General features: G+C 70.3%; 14 protein-coding genes and 1 tRNA gene. 13 read left to right on the forward strand and 2 right to left on the reverse strand.

The genetic code is table 11. The annotated features are described in order from the left end of the window. The first annotated feature begins 153 nt into the window (after positions 1-153). The 7 genes from ACIP5K_RS03645 (at position 154) to ACIP5K_RS03675 (ending at position 5,488) form a co-directional block, all read left to right on the forward strand. On the forward strand, positions 154-429 hold the full coding sequence (locus ACIP5K_RS03645) for a DUF6284 family protein (protein WP_401404509.1): 276 nt from the start codon (positions 154-156) through the stop codon (positions 427-429). Then, positions 426-872, forward strand: a complete 447-nt coding sequence (locus ACIP5K_RS03650) for a Pycsar system effector family protein (RefSeq protein WP_401404511.1) — start codon at positions 426-428, stop codon at positions 870-872. The genes ACIP5K_RS03645 and ACIP5K_RS03650 overlap by 4 nt, the downstream gene beginning before the upstream one ends. Further along, positions 869-1,732 (forward strand): protein spdB, encoded by an 864-nt coding sequence (locus tag ACIP5K_RS03655; protein ID WP_401404513.1) that lies wholly within the window; start codon positions 869-871, stop codon positions 1,730-1,732. Before ACIP5K_RS03650 ends, ACIP5K_RS03655 begins: the two co-directional genes overlap by 4 nt. Next, positions 1,732-2,070: an RRQRL motif-containing zinc-binding protein gene (locus ACIP5K_RS03660; RefSeq protein WP_401404515.1), complete on the forward strand. Its 339-nt coding sequence runs from the start codon at positions 1,732-1,734 to the stop codon at positions 2,068-2,070. Before ACIP5K_RS03655 ends, ACIP5K_RS03660 begins: the two co-directional genes overlap by 1 nt. Before the next feature lie 28 nt (positions 2,071-2,098). Then, the gene (locus ACIP5K_RS03665) at positions 2,099-2,638 is read left to right on the forward strand and encodes a hypothetical protein (RefSeq protein WP_401404516.1); all 540 of its coding nucleotides are present in this window, start codon (positions 2,099-2,101) and stop codon (positions 2,636-2,638) included. 81 nt (positions 2,639-2,719) lie between these two features. Next, complete coding sequence (locus ACIP5K_RS03670) at positions 2,720-4,831, forward strand: FtsK/SpoIIIE domain-containing protein (protein ID WP_401404517.1); 2,112 nt, start codon at positions 2,720-2,722, stop codon at positions 4,829-4,831. Positions 4,832-5,035: 204 nt separating this feature from the next. Continuing rightward, positions 5,036-5,488, forward strand: coding sequence for a hypothetical protein (locus ACIP5K_RS03675; RefSeq protein WP_401404519.1), 453 nt, complete (start codon positions 5,036-5,038; stop codon positions 5,486-5,488). 6 nt (positions 5,489-5,494) lie between these two features. Here ACIP5K_RS03675 and ACIP5K_RS03680 read toward each other — a convergent pair whose 3' ends face one another. Then, positions 5,495-6,427 (reverse strand): HNH endonuclease, encoded by a 933-nt coding sequence (locus ACIP5K_RS03680; RefSeq protein WP_401404521.1) that lies wholly within the window; start codon positions 6,425-6,427, stop codon positions 5,495-5,497. Positions 6,428-6,527: 100 nt separating this feature from the next. Between ACIP5K_RS03680 and ACIP5K_RS03685 the strand changes: the two genes are divergently transcribed. The 6 genes from ACIP5K_RS03685 to xerC all read left to right on the forward strand — a co-directional run bounded on the left by ACIP5K_RS03685 (position 6,528) and on the right by xerC (position 12,290). Next, positions 6,528-7,205: a class I SAM-dependent methyltransferase gene (locus ACIP5K_RS03685; RefSeq protein ID WP_401404523.1), complete on the forward strand. Its 678-nt coding sequence runs from the start codon at positions 6,528-6,530 to the stop codon at positions 7,203-7,205. After that, positions 7,202-7,861 (forward strand): DNA cytosine methyltransferase, encoded by a 660-nt coding sequence (locus tag ACIP5K_RS03690; RefSeq protein ID WP_401404525.1) that lies wholly within the window; start codon positions 7,202-7,204, stop codon positions 7,859-7,861. Before ACIP5K_RS03685 ends, ACIP5K_RS03690 begins: the two co-directional genes overlap by 4 nt. Next, on the forward strand, positions 7,858-8,751 hold the full coding sequence (locus ACIP5K_RS03695) for a bifunctional DNA primase/polymerase (protein ID WP_401404526.1): 894 nt from the start codon (positions 7,858-7,860) through the stop codon (positions 8,749-8,751). The genes ACIP5K_RS03690 and ACIP5K_RS03695 overlap by 4 nt, the downstream gene beginning before the upstream one ends. Before the next feature lie 338 nt (positions 8,752-9,089). Beyond that, positions 9,090-10,484, forward strand: coding sequence for a phage/plasmid primase, P4 family (locus ACIP5K_RS03700; protein ID WP_401404528.1), 1,395 nt, complete (start codon positions 9,090-9,092; stop codon positions 10,482-10,484). Positions 10,485-10,628: 144 nt separating this feature from the next. Then, positions 10,629-10,817, forward strand: a complete 189-nt coding sequence (locus tag ACIP5K_RS03705; RefSeq protein WP_401404530.1) for a helix-turn-helix transcriptional regulator — start codon at positions 10,629-10,631, stop codon at positions 10,815-10,817. Between the two features lie 60 nt (positions 10,818-10,877). Next, entirely contained in the window at positions 10,878-12,290 is a 1,413-nt protein-coding gene (gene xerC / locus ACIP5K_RS03710) for a tyrosine recombinase XerC (RefSeq protein WP_401404531.1), read from the forward strand. 131 nt (positions 12,291-12,421) lie between these two features. Here xerC and ACIP5K_RS03715 read toward each other — a convergent pair. Further along, positions 12,422-12,503, reverse strand: a tRNA-Tyr gene (locus ACIP5K_RS03715). Between the last annotated feature and the right edge of the window lie 197 nt (positions 12,504-12,700).

Consider the following 12,700-nt stretch of genomic DNA (forward strand, 5'->3'; position numbering starts at 1 on the left):
CTCATCGGCTGCGGCGGTTGCCTCCGCTGCTCGTCTCGTACGAGCAGCGCTGAGGGGAGCCGGATCTACCGACTTCAACGGCGCGCGGCCCCGGGTGGCTAGACCCGGGGCCGCTGTTCGGGCCGTTGCCACCTGCTAGGGAGAACACGACCCATGAATGACATCGTCACTGTTCAGGAAGCTGTTACCGCCGCCGAGTGCTTCGACTCCATGGAGCCCACGAACGCGGAGCTGGACGCCATCGACATCGAGATGCCCGTCATCCGGGCGGACGTCGACCTGCTGGACGCGCACATCGTCACCCTCGACCGCACCCCGAGCGAGCTGGACGTCCGGCGTATCCGCCGGGCCCGTCGCAGGGCGCTGGCCGCCCGGGTCGCGCTCCTCAACCTCAACTCCGGCACGGGCGTGTCCGGGGGTGCCGCATGAGTGCCACCGAAGCGAACCTGACCGCCGCGCACGCCGAGGTCAAGGCGGAGATCGCCCGCACGGATGCGAAGACGGCGCTGCTGCTGGCGTTCGTCGGCGCGGTCCTCGCCGGGACGTGGACGGTTGCACGGGACCTGCCGCTGAACCCCGCCGCCTGCATCGTGGGCGGTGCCGGGATGGCGCTGCTGGTCGGCGCGTCCGGGCTGCTGCTGCGCTCGATCCGCCCCAACCTCGGCGGCCGGCACGGCTTCCCCCTGTGGGCCACGCTCACCGCCGAGGAGATCACCACGGCGGTCGAGCGGGACCTGGCCGCCGATATCGCCGGACTGTCCCGGCTCGCGGTCGCGAAGTTCACGTGCCTGCGTCGCGCGGTCGACCTGACCGCCGCCGGCGGCGCGCTGCTCGTCCTCGCGTCCCTGCCCACCGCCGGGGGTGCTCTGTGAGGACGAAGACCGCTCTGCCCGCCGTCGCGATGACGACGGTGTCGATGGTGCTCACCCTGGCCGTGGTCATGATGTGGCTCGGCACGGCGGTGCCGTGGCCGGTCGCGCTGGTCGTCGGTCTCGGTATCGACGGGGGATGGCTGGCCACCCTCGCCTACGAACGCCGCCTGGCCGCCCAGGGCGACCACAACCGCGCCGTTACCGCGGTCGGCTGGTCCTTCGGGCTGCTGGCCACTGGGGTTCTGGTCGCACACGCGCTGACCGTCGACCATGCGGCTGGCGCGTGGCTGGCCGTGGCGTGGCTGCCGATTGCAGCCAAGGCCCTGTGGCTGGTCCACAGCCTGTGGGAGCGCACCGCCCTCACCGACAACGCCCTGACCGCCATCAAGGACATCCAACAAGAGGCCCGCGACGACGCGGCTGTGGCCCGCGCCCGGCTGCGGGCGGAAGCGGCCACCGAGGAGACCCGCCTGACGGCCGTGACGGCGGCAGGGGCACGCGTCGCACGCGTCCAGGCCACCACCGCCCGCACCCTCGCCGGGGCCTGGTCGACGCTGGAGAGCGCCCGCCAGGGTGAGGAGACGGGTAGGGCGCTGACCAGCGTGACGAGTCCCGTCACGGCCGACGTCACGGCCCGCTGGGAACTGCCCGTGTGGGGCCCGAGCGAACCGACCGGCGCCCCCGCCTTGGAGGCGGCCCCGGCTCTGTCGGATGACGTCCTGGATGTGCTGGTGGAGGAGATCCGCACCAGCGAGCACCCGGCGCTGTCCTACCGGGAGATGGCGCTGCGCTTCCGCGCCGCCGGGCACTCCGCGTCCGAGGTCCGCCTGCGGGCCGCCTGGAAGCGGATGGTCGCCTGATGACCACCCTCCCCGTCTACCGGTGGCGCCTCGCCCCGGACGGGTTGGCCACGCGCCGACAGCTCCGGGCGCGCGGCCTGCGCCCGGGAGGTCAGGACGTGGCCGCGCAGATCGAGCGGTCCCGGCGCCGCCGGGGCCCGTTGGTCGCCTACCTCTACCGCGTCGACCAGGCGCTTCCCGTGCGGCCGATGACGCCGGCGCGGTGGGCGGCCCTGGACCGGGCGAACACCGCCAAGCGCACCTGCCCCGAGTGCCGACGCGATGCCGGATACATCATCCCGGTCTCACTCGGCATGTGCGTGCCCTGCCACGACAACCCCACCTCTGTTGCCGCGTGAGCTGCGGCGATTCGTGATCGGAGAAGCTGTGAAGCACGCCATCACCACGCATCAGCTCCGGGGCCGCCGCGACCTGGAACGCGACACCAAACACCTCGCCCCGCATGCGATGCGGCAGGTCAGCCGGGCCGTGAACGGCCGGATGCCCGCCGTGGAGATCATCCTGACCAACGCCAAGGGCATGGCTGAACTCGGCGTTCAGGCCGAGGTCGACCTGTCCGGCTGCACCGACTGCCGCCGCATCGACAAGGCCCGGCGCGAGAGCCTGCGTCACGCTCGCGATGCCGCCGGCCTCGCCGTCCCCCGCGCCGACGGGTCGGTCCTGGTGCTGGTCAACGCCGAGCAGCACCGCACCCGCGAGGACATCGCGACCACCCTCGTGCACGAGCTGACGCACGCCATGCAGTTCTCCCGCCGGGGCGTCCTGGACGTGATCGTGCGGGACCTGCGCGCCGCCTACGGCGTGCAACGCCAGTCCCGGCGCGATGCCCGCACCTTCGAGCGGGCGCTGAAGGATCACGAGCGCGAGGCGTACGACACCGAACGCCTCGCCGCCCACCTGCTCTGACCCTCCCCACTTTCCGGGGTCCGCCGTGCGGCGGGCCCCGCCCCGTCGTGCCCGCTTCTGGGCTGTCTGGAGTCAACACGCATGAGTGACAACGTCGTTCACCTGCACAAGAACCCCGACACCACCCCCGAACCCCCGTCCAACGTCACCACCCTGACCGTGGTGCCCGAGCCGCGTCCGGTGCCCCTGTGGGTGCGCTCCGGGCGGGCCGTGCGCAAGGTCGCCACGGCCGAGAACGCCCGCACCGCTGGACGGATCACGGTCCGGCACACCACGTACGTGCTCGGCGGGGCCCGGATCGTGGCCCGGCGGGCGTGGGACGGGCGCACCGCGGCCCGCTATGAGCGCCTGCTGCGCGCCGCTGAGGCGGCGGGGAACTACGAGGCCGCGACCGAGTGGGAGGAGCGCGGGCAGCGCTACCGCGAGGCACGCCACCGCCGCCGCATGGACCTGCTCACCTCCCCCGTGGACGCCGCCAAGGGCGCCGCCGCCGGGGTCGGGCTGGGCATCGGCGGTCTGCTGCTGATCGGCATCGCCCTGGCCGTGGCCACCAAGGACGCGGTCGACGTCATCACGCCGCTGATGGCGGTTGTCCGGCTGATTCGCCTGCTCATCACGATCGTTCAGGTCACCTGGGGCCCGCTCATCACCATCGGGCCCCTGCTCGCCCTGCTCGGCTTGTGGGAGGTCGGGCGTCGGGCGCAGGCGGCCCCGTATTGGGCGCTGCCGGACAACGTCCGCAGCAGCGAGGGTGAGCCGATCACGCCGTCCATCGTGGTCAAGGCCCTGCGCGACCTCGGCGTCCCCGCGCTGCGGAACGCCATCAAGGACATGGGCGACGCCGGCGCCTCCATGCTCGGCCCGATCCGGATCGCTGGATGCGGCGTCGAAGTCGACGTGACACTCCCGTCCGGGGTGTCCACGATCGAGGTCCAGCAGCGCCGCCGCAAGCTCGCCGAGAACCTGACCCGCCATGAGCACGAGGTGTTCATCACGATCCCGGAAGCGGCCCGCACGGTCCGCCTGTGGGTCGCCGACTCCGGGGCGCTCGATGAGCCGATCGGCCCGTCCCCGCTGGTCACCGACGAGACGATGACCGCCGACTACGCCAAGGGCAAGGCCCCGTGGGGGCAGGATCTGCGCGGGGATGCCGCCGCACTGTCCCTCTACCAGCGCCACCTGCTCATCACCGGCCTGTCGAACCAGGGCAAGACCGTCGCCCTGCGCTCCCTCGCCCTGTGGCTCGCACTCGACAAGTCGGTGGAGTTCTGGATGGGTGACCTCAAGGGCGTCGGCGACTGGAACATGTTCGACGGACTCGCGACCCGGCTCATCCAGGGCCCGACCGACGAGCACGTCATCCAGGTCACCGAGATGGCCGAGGACGCTGTGGCGGAGATGAACCGCCGTCTCCAGGCCCCGCCCGGAACGCAGTTCCCCGCGCTGATCGTGCTTGTCGACGAAGCGCAGGTCGCGTTCATGTGCCCGATCAAGGACGAAGACGGACGCTTCTACGGCGGCTCCAAGGCCACGTCCCGCTACTACATGGCGGCCCGCAAGATCCACAACCAGGGCCGCGCGGTGAACGTGCTGCTGTGGCAGGGCACCCAGGACCCCACCGACCAGAACCTTCCCAAGCTGGTCCGCGAGGGCGCACACACCCGCGCCTCCCTCGCGCTCGGCACCGAGTCGCAGGCCCGCATGGCGCTCGGCGACAAGGCCGTGGACGGCGGCGCCGCCCCGAACCTGCTGCGTCCCGGCCTGGACCAGGGGACTCTCGTCGTCGCGTCGTCCGGCATCCACATCCCCAAGGGCCAGTCATCCATCACGGTGCGCACGCACTACGTCGACGACGACGCGGCCAAGGCCATCATCGAGCGGGCCAAGGCCCTGCGCGACGGCGTCACCACCCTGCACGTGATCGAACGGGGCGAGGAGCGCGACCCGCTCGCCGACATCGCCTCTGTGCTCGGGGACGCGCCGCGCGTGCTCACCCAGACCGTGCTTCAGCGGCTCGCCGCCCTGAACGACGACGCCTACGGACGCTGGTCGTTCGGTGACCTCAAGCGCGCCCTGGAGGACGTCGGCGCCGATCCGCGCAAGTCCGACGGCCGCATGGTCGTCGACCGTGAGCGCGTGGTCCGCGCGCTCGCCAACCGCGACGACGAGGGTTCCGCTTCCGCCGACGGATGACAGGGAGCCAACCCCGCCCGGGGCAGGGAGGCAGGGAGAACTCCCTGACCGCCTCCCTGCCCTGCCTCCCTGGCCCTGACCTGCGAAAAGGATCAATCAGGGAGTCAGGGAGGCCCGCAGGTCAGCACCCCTGAAACCCCCTCCACAGCACCCCGGCAAGGGGGTACCTCTACCTCCCTGGCCATCGGCCGGAAGGGATTCCGCATGCTGCCCGAACCCGCCCACCACACCGCCGTAAAGGCGCCCGTCATCGTCCACCAGCCCGCCCCGATCCAGCCCGTCCAGACCGCTCCGGTCGTCGCGGTGCAGCCGGGCCAGATTCCCACCGTGCAGACGATCGTGTTGCCCGACGGGCGGACGGTCACCGGCTACGCCATCAACCCCATGCAGCCCGAGCCGGTCGCGGCCAAGCCGGTTGTGTCGCGGGCTGCGGTGAACGTCGCGCTCGGCGGTGTCGGCTTCCTTGCGGTGTGCGGTGGGCTGCTGCTGCTCACCACGTTCATCGCCGCACTCGCCGCCCTCATCCAGCAACTCATCATCCTGGCCGCCGTCGTGTTCGGCGGGTTCATCGCCGTGCAGGTGCTGAGCGCCTCGCGTGGCGGGACCACGGTCAACATCCGCAAGGCGATCTTCAAGCGCAACCACTTCCACGGTTGAGGCTGGTCAGTTGTGGTGTTCGTGCCAGTGCACGGCCAGCCAGGACCGGTGCTCAGGGCGCAGGTTGGCGTGCGGGGCTTGGCCGTGCAGCTGCTCGTAGAGCGGGTAGCCGTGCAGGCTCTCATCGACGTCAATGAGGCCGGTGTCCGGGCGGATGCCGATCTGGCCGCGGTCGAAGAGCCGGTGCACGTCGGAGCGGAGCAGCAGGCCCCCGAACGGGAAGTGCTCTTCGGCCTCGGCATACCCGTACAGGTGCGCCGCGTCCAGCACAGCCGCGGGCGCGGGGCCGCTGAGCGCGCAGCTCTGTCCCTGCTCACCCAGCAGCTGGTTACGGAAGGTCTGCTGTCCGACGCGGGTACGGGCGCGCACGATGCGGTGCCCACCCCGCACCGGCCGCCACGCCTCACGGACTGCCTCATCCGGGTCCGGCCAGTCAGGGCCGGAGACCTCTTCCAGCGCCGCGCGCAGCTTCTCCCATCGCGCCGGCCGCATGGACAGCTGCGAGTTCGGCGAGTCACACAGCGCCCGCAGCTGGCGGCCCGTGAGCGTGCCGCGCCCGTCCTTCCACTGAGCGCCGTGCAGCGACCGGTAAGTAGTCACCGTCTCGATCCGCTGCGCCGGTTCATCGAAGAGGGCACCGCACTTGTTGCACCGCCAGGCCGGTGTCAGACGCTTGCGGCGCTTGAAGTCCGCCCGCGAGCACGTCGGGCAGGAGTAGCGGGCCTTCTCGGCCTCACCGGTCTCGACCTCCTCGATGACCGAGACACCGACCAGCTCGCGCTTGTTCCAGACCGCGATCACATCCCCCGCAGCGATCTCGCCGGAGTTGGGGACGGTGCTGTCCCAGCTGTAGTGCTCGCTCGGGTTGTCGTCATAGCCGTCATTGCCGCCGTGCTGCCGCGCGTCCCCGACCGCGAGCACCAGCCAAGCCGTCGTCACTGCCCCATCCCCCTGTTCGCCCGAAGAGGCAGCCGCCTCTCGCCAAAGAACACGGCTGCCTCATCCCCCGACCCACTCAGAGGAACCGGAGACAACCAGGATGACCCATCCCACTGACAACCGGCCCCGCCTGCTCGACCTGTACTGCTGCCAGGGCGGCGCCGCCAAGGGCTACGCCGACGCCGGATTCGACGTCACCGGCGTCGACATCGCCCCGCAGCCCCGCTACCCGTTCCGCTTCATCCAGGCCGACGCGATCACGTTCCTGTGCAAGCACGGTGCGGAGTTCGACTTCATCCACGCCTCGCCGCCGTGCCAGCACGACACGGACTGCCAGCGGTTGCGCGGCAACGACCACCCCGACCTGATCCGCCCCACACGCGACGCGCTGAATGCGAGCGGTCGGCCGTGGGTGATGGAGAACGTGCGTGGGGCGGTGGCTAAGCTGCGCGGGCCGGTGATGCTGTGTGGGCAGATGTTCCGCCTGGCCAACTACCGTCACCGCTACTTCGAGACCGGCGGCGGCTTCACCCTCGACCAGCCGCAGCATCCCCCGCACCTGGTGCCACAGGCCAAGATGGGCCGCCCTGTCCCGCCCGGTCACTACGGCCAGTTCGTCGGCAACTTCTCCGGCGTCGGCCTGGCCCGCCGCGTCCTCGGGGTGTCGTGGATGAACCGCGACGGCATCCGCGAATGCATCCCCCCGGCCTACACCCACCACATCGGCACCGCCGCCCAGCACCAGCTCACCGCCGCCCGGCTGGGGGTGGCCGCATGAACGCGCGCGTCTTACCGCTGCGGCGACCGAACGGGATGCGAGTGCTGGACCTGTGCTCCGGTGCGGGCGGCCTGTCCATGGGCTACTACCTCGCCGGATTCGACGTCGTCGGCGTCGACATCAACCCGCAGCCCAGCTACCCCTTCACCTTCCACCAAGGCGACGCCCTGGAGTACTGCGCCCGGCACGGGCACATCTTCGACTTGGTCCACGGCTCGTGGCCGTGCGAGCGCTACGCCACCGTCACCCGCTGGCGCGGCAACCCCGACGACCACCCGGACCTGATCGGCCCGGGCCGCCAGGTCATGCAGGCGACCGGACGCCCGTGGGTCATCGAGAACGTCCCCGAGACCGCCACGGCCGGCATCCTGCGCCCCGACTACATCCTGTGCGGCTCGCAGTTCGGGTTGAAGGTTCGCCGCCACCGTGTCTTCGAGACGTCGTGGCACGGCGGCGGAGAGCTTCTTCCGCCGTGCTGGCACCCGAAGGGCCGTAACAAGCTCATGCCGTTCGAGCACAAGGATGAGCGCGCATACGCCGACGCCATGGGCTGCACCTGGATGACCAACCTGCAAGCCCGCAAAGCCGTGCCCCCCATCTACACCCAGTGGATTGCCACCCAGTACCTCGACCTGGAAGGGAGGGCCGCCGCATGAGCGAACACCTGCTGAATGCGGCCCTGAACGCCTCCGCACACGGCTGGTACGTCTTCCCCCTGCGCCCCGGCACCAAGCAGCCCGCACTCCACGGTGAGAGCGCCTGCCCGCGCACCGGAGCGTGCGAGCACGGGCACGCAAAGTGGGAGCAGCGCGCCACCACCGACCCAGACCGCATCCACGCCGCCTGGTCCACCGGCCCCTTCAACGTCGGTATCGCGACCGGCCCGTCCGGGCTGCTGGTCGTCGATCTCGACAAGCCGAAGGACAAGGGCAGTTCGGACGCGCCTGACGGCGCGGCAACCTTTCGTGCGCTCTGCGAGCGCGCCGGGCACGCCGTTCCAGACACCTACCGGGTGCGGACCGCGAGCGGCGGAACTCACCTGTACTTCACCGCCCCTGACGGCTCCCGGTACGCCAACACCGCAGGAACCATCGGCGAGTTGGTCGACACCCGGGGCTGGGGCGGGTACGTCGTCGCGGCGGGCAGCACCACCCCCGCCGGACCCTACGAACCGCTCAGCGCCCCTCAGGCGGCCCCGCTGCCGCCCTGGCTCCAAACCGTCCTGACGCCCGCCCCCAAGCCCTCTCAGGCCCCTCCTACGGCCGTACCGGGTCAATCTAGGGGTTATGCGGATGTAGCGCTCGCCAAGGAGACGCGGAACGTCGCCTCGGCCCGCGAGGGCGGGCGGGAGACGGCACTGTTCCGGGCCGCACGCGCCCTGGGGCGGTTCGTCGCATGGGGCGACCTGGCCCGGCCCGTGGTTGAACAGGCTCTTCAGGAAGCGGGGGAGTCGACGGGTCTGCCGGCCTCCCAGTGCCGCTCGACCCTGCGCAGCGCTCTGGACTGGTCCATCGCCCACAACACCGCAAGGAGGGACGCGGCATGACCCCCACCCCCAGTCCCCCACTGAAGAGCATCCCCACCACCGGCCGGCCACACGACGCCGAACCGGCCGCAGCACAGACGGCCCGGGGCGAGCCGCAAGGCGCCGCCCGCCAGGGCGTCCGCACTGCTCCTGTCCCTGACCCCGACACCTGCTACATCAGCGGCATCTGGCCCGGCCTCCAAGTGCAGTTCACACACCCTCCCGTCGCGGACTGGCTGTGCGCCTGCGGACACCACGAACGCGCCATCGGCCGGACGGCCGTAATCGAACTCACCACCCGCGTCCACGTCGGCACCTGCCCCCACACCACCCCCCCCCCAGGAAGGAAGGGCCGCCGCATGACCGAGACCATCGACACGGAGGAACTTCCCCCGCCGTCCAACCCGCTCGCCGTCGCCCGCCGTCTCCTGCCGGACTGGCAGCGAGAGAACGGCCAGCTCGTATGCCGCCGCTGGCGTGCCTCATGGATGCGCTGGAACGGCTCCTGCTGGCGCGAGGTCGACGAGGCACAGATGAAGGCCGCCATGTACGAGCGGCTGGAGCACGTGGTGTTCCGGGCGCCCGGCAAGGACGGCAAGACCGAGGAACGCCCGTGGGCCCCCACGAAGCAGAAGATCGGCAACCTGCTCGACGCCATGGGCGCGATCACGCTCCTGCCCACCGAGACCGACGCGCCGGCCTGGATCGGCGCGGACGCCGAAGACCACGACGACAGTCCGATCGTGGCCTGCGAGAACGGGCTGCTGCGCATCCGGGACCGGGCGCTGCTGCCGCACGGACCCGGCTTCTTCAACCTGGTCTCCGTCCCCTTCCCCTTCCGCCCGGACGCGACCGCGCCGAGCTGGGAAGCGTTCCTGCACCAGATCTGGCCCGACGACGAACAGGCCATCGCCGCCCTTCAGGAGTGGTTCGGCTACGTCCTGTCCGGGCGCACCGACCAGCAGAAGATCCTGCTCATGGTCGGCCCCTCCCGCTCCGGCAAGGGCACCATCGCACGAGTCCTGAAAGAGCTGGTCGGCCGCGAGAACCTGGCCGGGCCCACGCTGGCGGGGCTGGGCACGAACTTCGGGCTGTCCACGCTGCTGGGCAAGCCGCTGGCGGTCATCGCGGACGCCCGGCTGTCCGGCAACGACAGCACCGCCGTGGTCGAGCGGCTGCTGACCATCTCCGGTGAGGACACCATCGACATCGACCGCAAGTACCGCGACGTGTGGACCGGCAAGCTCCCCACCCGGCTGGTCATCCTGACCAACGAACTACCGCACTTCGGGGACTCGTCCGGCGTCATCGCCCGCCGCTTCATCGTCCTCAACATGACCGTCTCCTGGCTCGGCAAGGAAGACACCACCCTCATGGACCGGCTCGCCACCGAGATGCCCGGCATCCTCAACTGGGCCCTGGAAGGACTGGCCCGCCTTGAACGCACCGGCCGCATCACCCAGCCCACATCCAGCCGGGACGCGGTCGCGACCATGCAGGACACCGCCTCGCCCACGTCCGCGTTCGTGCGCGAGTGCTGCTCGACCGGGGCCACGTGCAGCGTGCCCGTGGAAACCCTGTGGGCGGTCTGGCGGGACTGGGCCGACGACAACGGCGTCCGCCCCGGCACGAAGCAGATGTTCGGTCGCAACCTGCTCTCCGTCGTCCCCCAGCTCAACCGATCCCGACCCCGCGACGCATACGGCCGACAGGTGATCACCTACAACGGCATCACCGTGCGCGCCGAACGCTGAACAACCTCGCCCCACATTTGCCTGAGTCGCGACTCATCGACGCTCAAGCCGTCTCTGAGAGCCGCTGAGTGCCGATGAGTCGCGACTCAGAGCAATGTCACCCGAACTCTGTCAGCGCCGACGCGCACCTTCCCGAGGAGTGAAATGGCCCGCCCCCCGATGCTCAAGCTCCCCGAAGTCCTCGAAGAGATCGAGATGAGCCGCGCCGCCTTCTATCGCATGCGGGCCCGCGGCAAGGCCCCCCGTCTCCGGAAGCTCCCGAACGGTCAAGTCCGCGTCAGCCGCGCCGACCTCGACGCGTGGTGGGAGACCTGCACCGAAAACGTCGCCTGACCCGCCGTCTACCGGGCCCGCCCCCACTCCGGGGCGGGCCCTTTCATCGTCTGGAGAGCAATGCCCCTCACGTACGACGTGCGCGTCTACAGCATCGAGACCCGCCGCGATCGCCCGAAGCCCTACCGCGTCCGCTGGCTTGTCGGCCCGCAGAAGCACTCGAAAAGCTACACAGTCAAAGCCCAAGCGGATGGTCGGCGCTCAGAGTTGATGACCGCCCTCCGCAGAGGCGAGCAGTTCGACGTGGAAACGGGTATGCCCGCCTCCGAACTCCGCGCGCTGAACGGCTCTGTGACCTGGTACGAGCACACCCGCGCGTACATCGATCGCAGGTGGGACCGTCTTCCTGCCAAGTCCCGCCGCAACGACGCGGACGCGCTCGCCACCATCACCCCGGCGCTCGTGAAGACGACCGCGGGCCAACCTGCCGCCCGGACGCTCCGCACCGCCCTGTACGGATGGGCGTACAACAAGAGCCGCTGGGACCAGGAGCCCCCTGCCGAAGTCGCGGATGCGCTCCGCTGGATTGAGAAGAGTTCTCTTCCCGTCTCGGCCCTCGAAGACCCCGGAACGCTCCGCCTGGCGCTCGATGCCCTGTCTACGCTGCTCGATGGCTCCTCTGCGGCCGGACGTACGGCGAACCGCAAGCGGGCCTGCCTGAGCGATGTTCTCGGTCTCGCGGTAGAGCGGCGGTACTTCAGCGTTCCCGTGAATCCTCTGTCCACCGTGAAGTGGAAGGCGCCGAAGTCGACGGAGGAAGTCGATCCGGCGAGCGTCGCCAACCCTCGCCAGATTCAGGAACTACTCACAGGTGTTCGCGCCCAGGGCGACCGCGGCGCCCACCTCGAAGTCTTCTTCGGATGCCTCTACTACGCCTCCATGCGCCCCGCCGAAGCCGTGGGCCTGACCGCGCCACAGTGCCACCTCCCCAAGCGCGGCTGGGGCCGGCTCACGCTCCGCGGTGGCATCGTCCACGCCGGCCATGGCTGGACGGACGACGACCGGGCCCACCAGGATCGCCACCTGAAGGCGCGAGCGGTCCGAGACTCGCGTGTGGTGCCGATCCCGCCGCACTTCGTGGCCATGCTCCGGTGGCACATCACGCGCTACGGCACGGCGCCGGATGGTCGGCTCTTCCGGACGAGCCGCGGCGGCGTGATCCAGGACACAGGTTATGGCGAGGTCTGGGCAGAGGCTCGGAGTAAGGCCCTCTCCCCCACCGAGGCTGCATCGCCCCTCGCTCGCCGCCCGTATGACCTCAGGTGCGCCGGCGTCTCCTTCTGGCTCTTCTCCGGGGTCGATCCGATGGAAGTGGCCCGCCGGGCAGGCCACTCCGTCGCGGTGCTTCTCAGGGTCTACGCGAAGGTTCTGGCTCAGGCGGAGGACCGGGCAAACCGCCAGATCGAGGTCGGCCTGCGGGAATGGCACTCAAACGGCCCGTCCCCCGGGGGACGCCTGGGGGACACAGGCTGATCAGAACTGGGACACACCCGAGACCGGGTGAGACAAGCCTCGCTTTTCGACCACTGTTCGAATCGCGGTGGTCGAATAAAAAACCCCCTCCGCGCTGCGTTTCCGCAGTTCGGAGGGGGTTTTCCCCAGTGTGGCGGCGCCAGGATTCGAACCTGGGAAGGCTGAGCCGGCAGATTTACAGTCTGCTCCCTTTGGCCGCTCGGGCACACCGCCTAGGGTTTGTCGCCCCGGTCCCGCCTCTCGGCGGTGTTCGCTGGCAACGACGTAAACAATACCCGATGGAAGGGGGTGCTTCGCCACCCGATTGATCGGCGGGCGGGTGCGGGGCGGTGGCTAGGCTTTGCACCGGGTGCGGCTCAGCGGTGCGCACCCGTCCAGGGCCCGGCCGGTGCCGGGTCCGCTGTCGCCAC

It is taken from the genome of Streptomyces sp. NPDC088785 (genome assembly GCF_044750685.1).
In the GTDB taxonomy this organism is placed as follows: Bacteria; Actinomycetota; Actinomycetes; order Streptomycetales; family Streptomycetaceae; genus Streptomyces.

Bases quoted from the DNA above. Each gene is read 5' to 3' on its own strand.
- ACIP5K_RS03645 (WP_401404509.1), top strand. From the start codon at position 154: ATGAATGACATCGTCACTGTTCAGGAAGCTGTTACCGCCGCCGAGTGC.
- ACIP5K_RS03650 (WP_401404511.1), top strand. From the start codon at position 426: ATGAGTGCCACCGAAGCGAACCTGACCGCCGCGCACGCCGAGGTCAAG.
- ACIP5K_RS03660 (WP_401404515.1), top strand. From the start codon at position 1,732: ATGACCACCCTCCCCGTCTACCGGTGGCGCCTCGCCCCGGACGGGTTG.
- ACIP5K_RS03670 (WP_401404517.1), top strand. From the start codon at position 2,720: ATGAGTGACAACGTCGTTCACCTGCACAAGAACCCCGACACCACCCCC.
- ACIP5K_RS03675 (WP_401404519.1), top strand. From the start codon at position 5,036: ATGCTGCCCGAACCCGCCCACCACACCGCCGTAAAGGCGCCCGTCATC.
- ACIP5K_RS03685 (WP_401404523.1), top strand. From the start codon at position 6,528: ATGACCCATCCCACTGACAACCGGCCCCGCCTGCTCGACCTGTACTGC.
- ACIP5K_RS03690 (WP_401404525.1), top strand. From the start codon at position 7,202: ATGAACGCGCGCGTCTTACCGCTGCGGCGACCGAACGGGATGCGAGTG.
- ACIP5K_RS03695 (WP_401404526.1), top strand. From the start codon at position 7,858: ATGAGCGAACACCTGCTGAATGCGGCCCTGAACGCCTCCGCACACGGC.
- ACIP5K_RS03700 (WP_401404528.1), top strand. From the start codon at position 9,090: ATGACCGAGACCATCGACACGGAGGAACTTCCCCCGCCGTCCAACCCG.
- ACIP5K_RS03705 (WP_401404530.1), top strand. From the start codon at position 10,629: ATGGCCCGCCCCCCGATGCTCAAGCTCCCCGAAGTCCTCGAAGAGATC.
- xerC (WP_401404531.1), top strand. From the start codon at position 10,878: ATGCCCCTCACGTACGACGTGCGCGTCTACAGCATCGAGACCCGCCGC.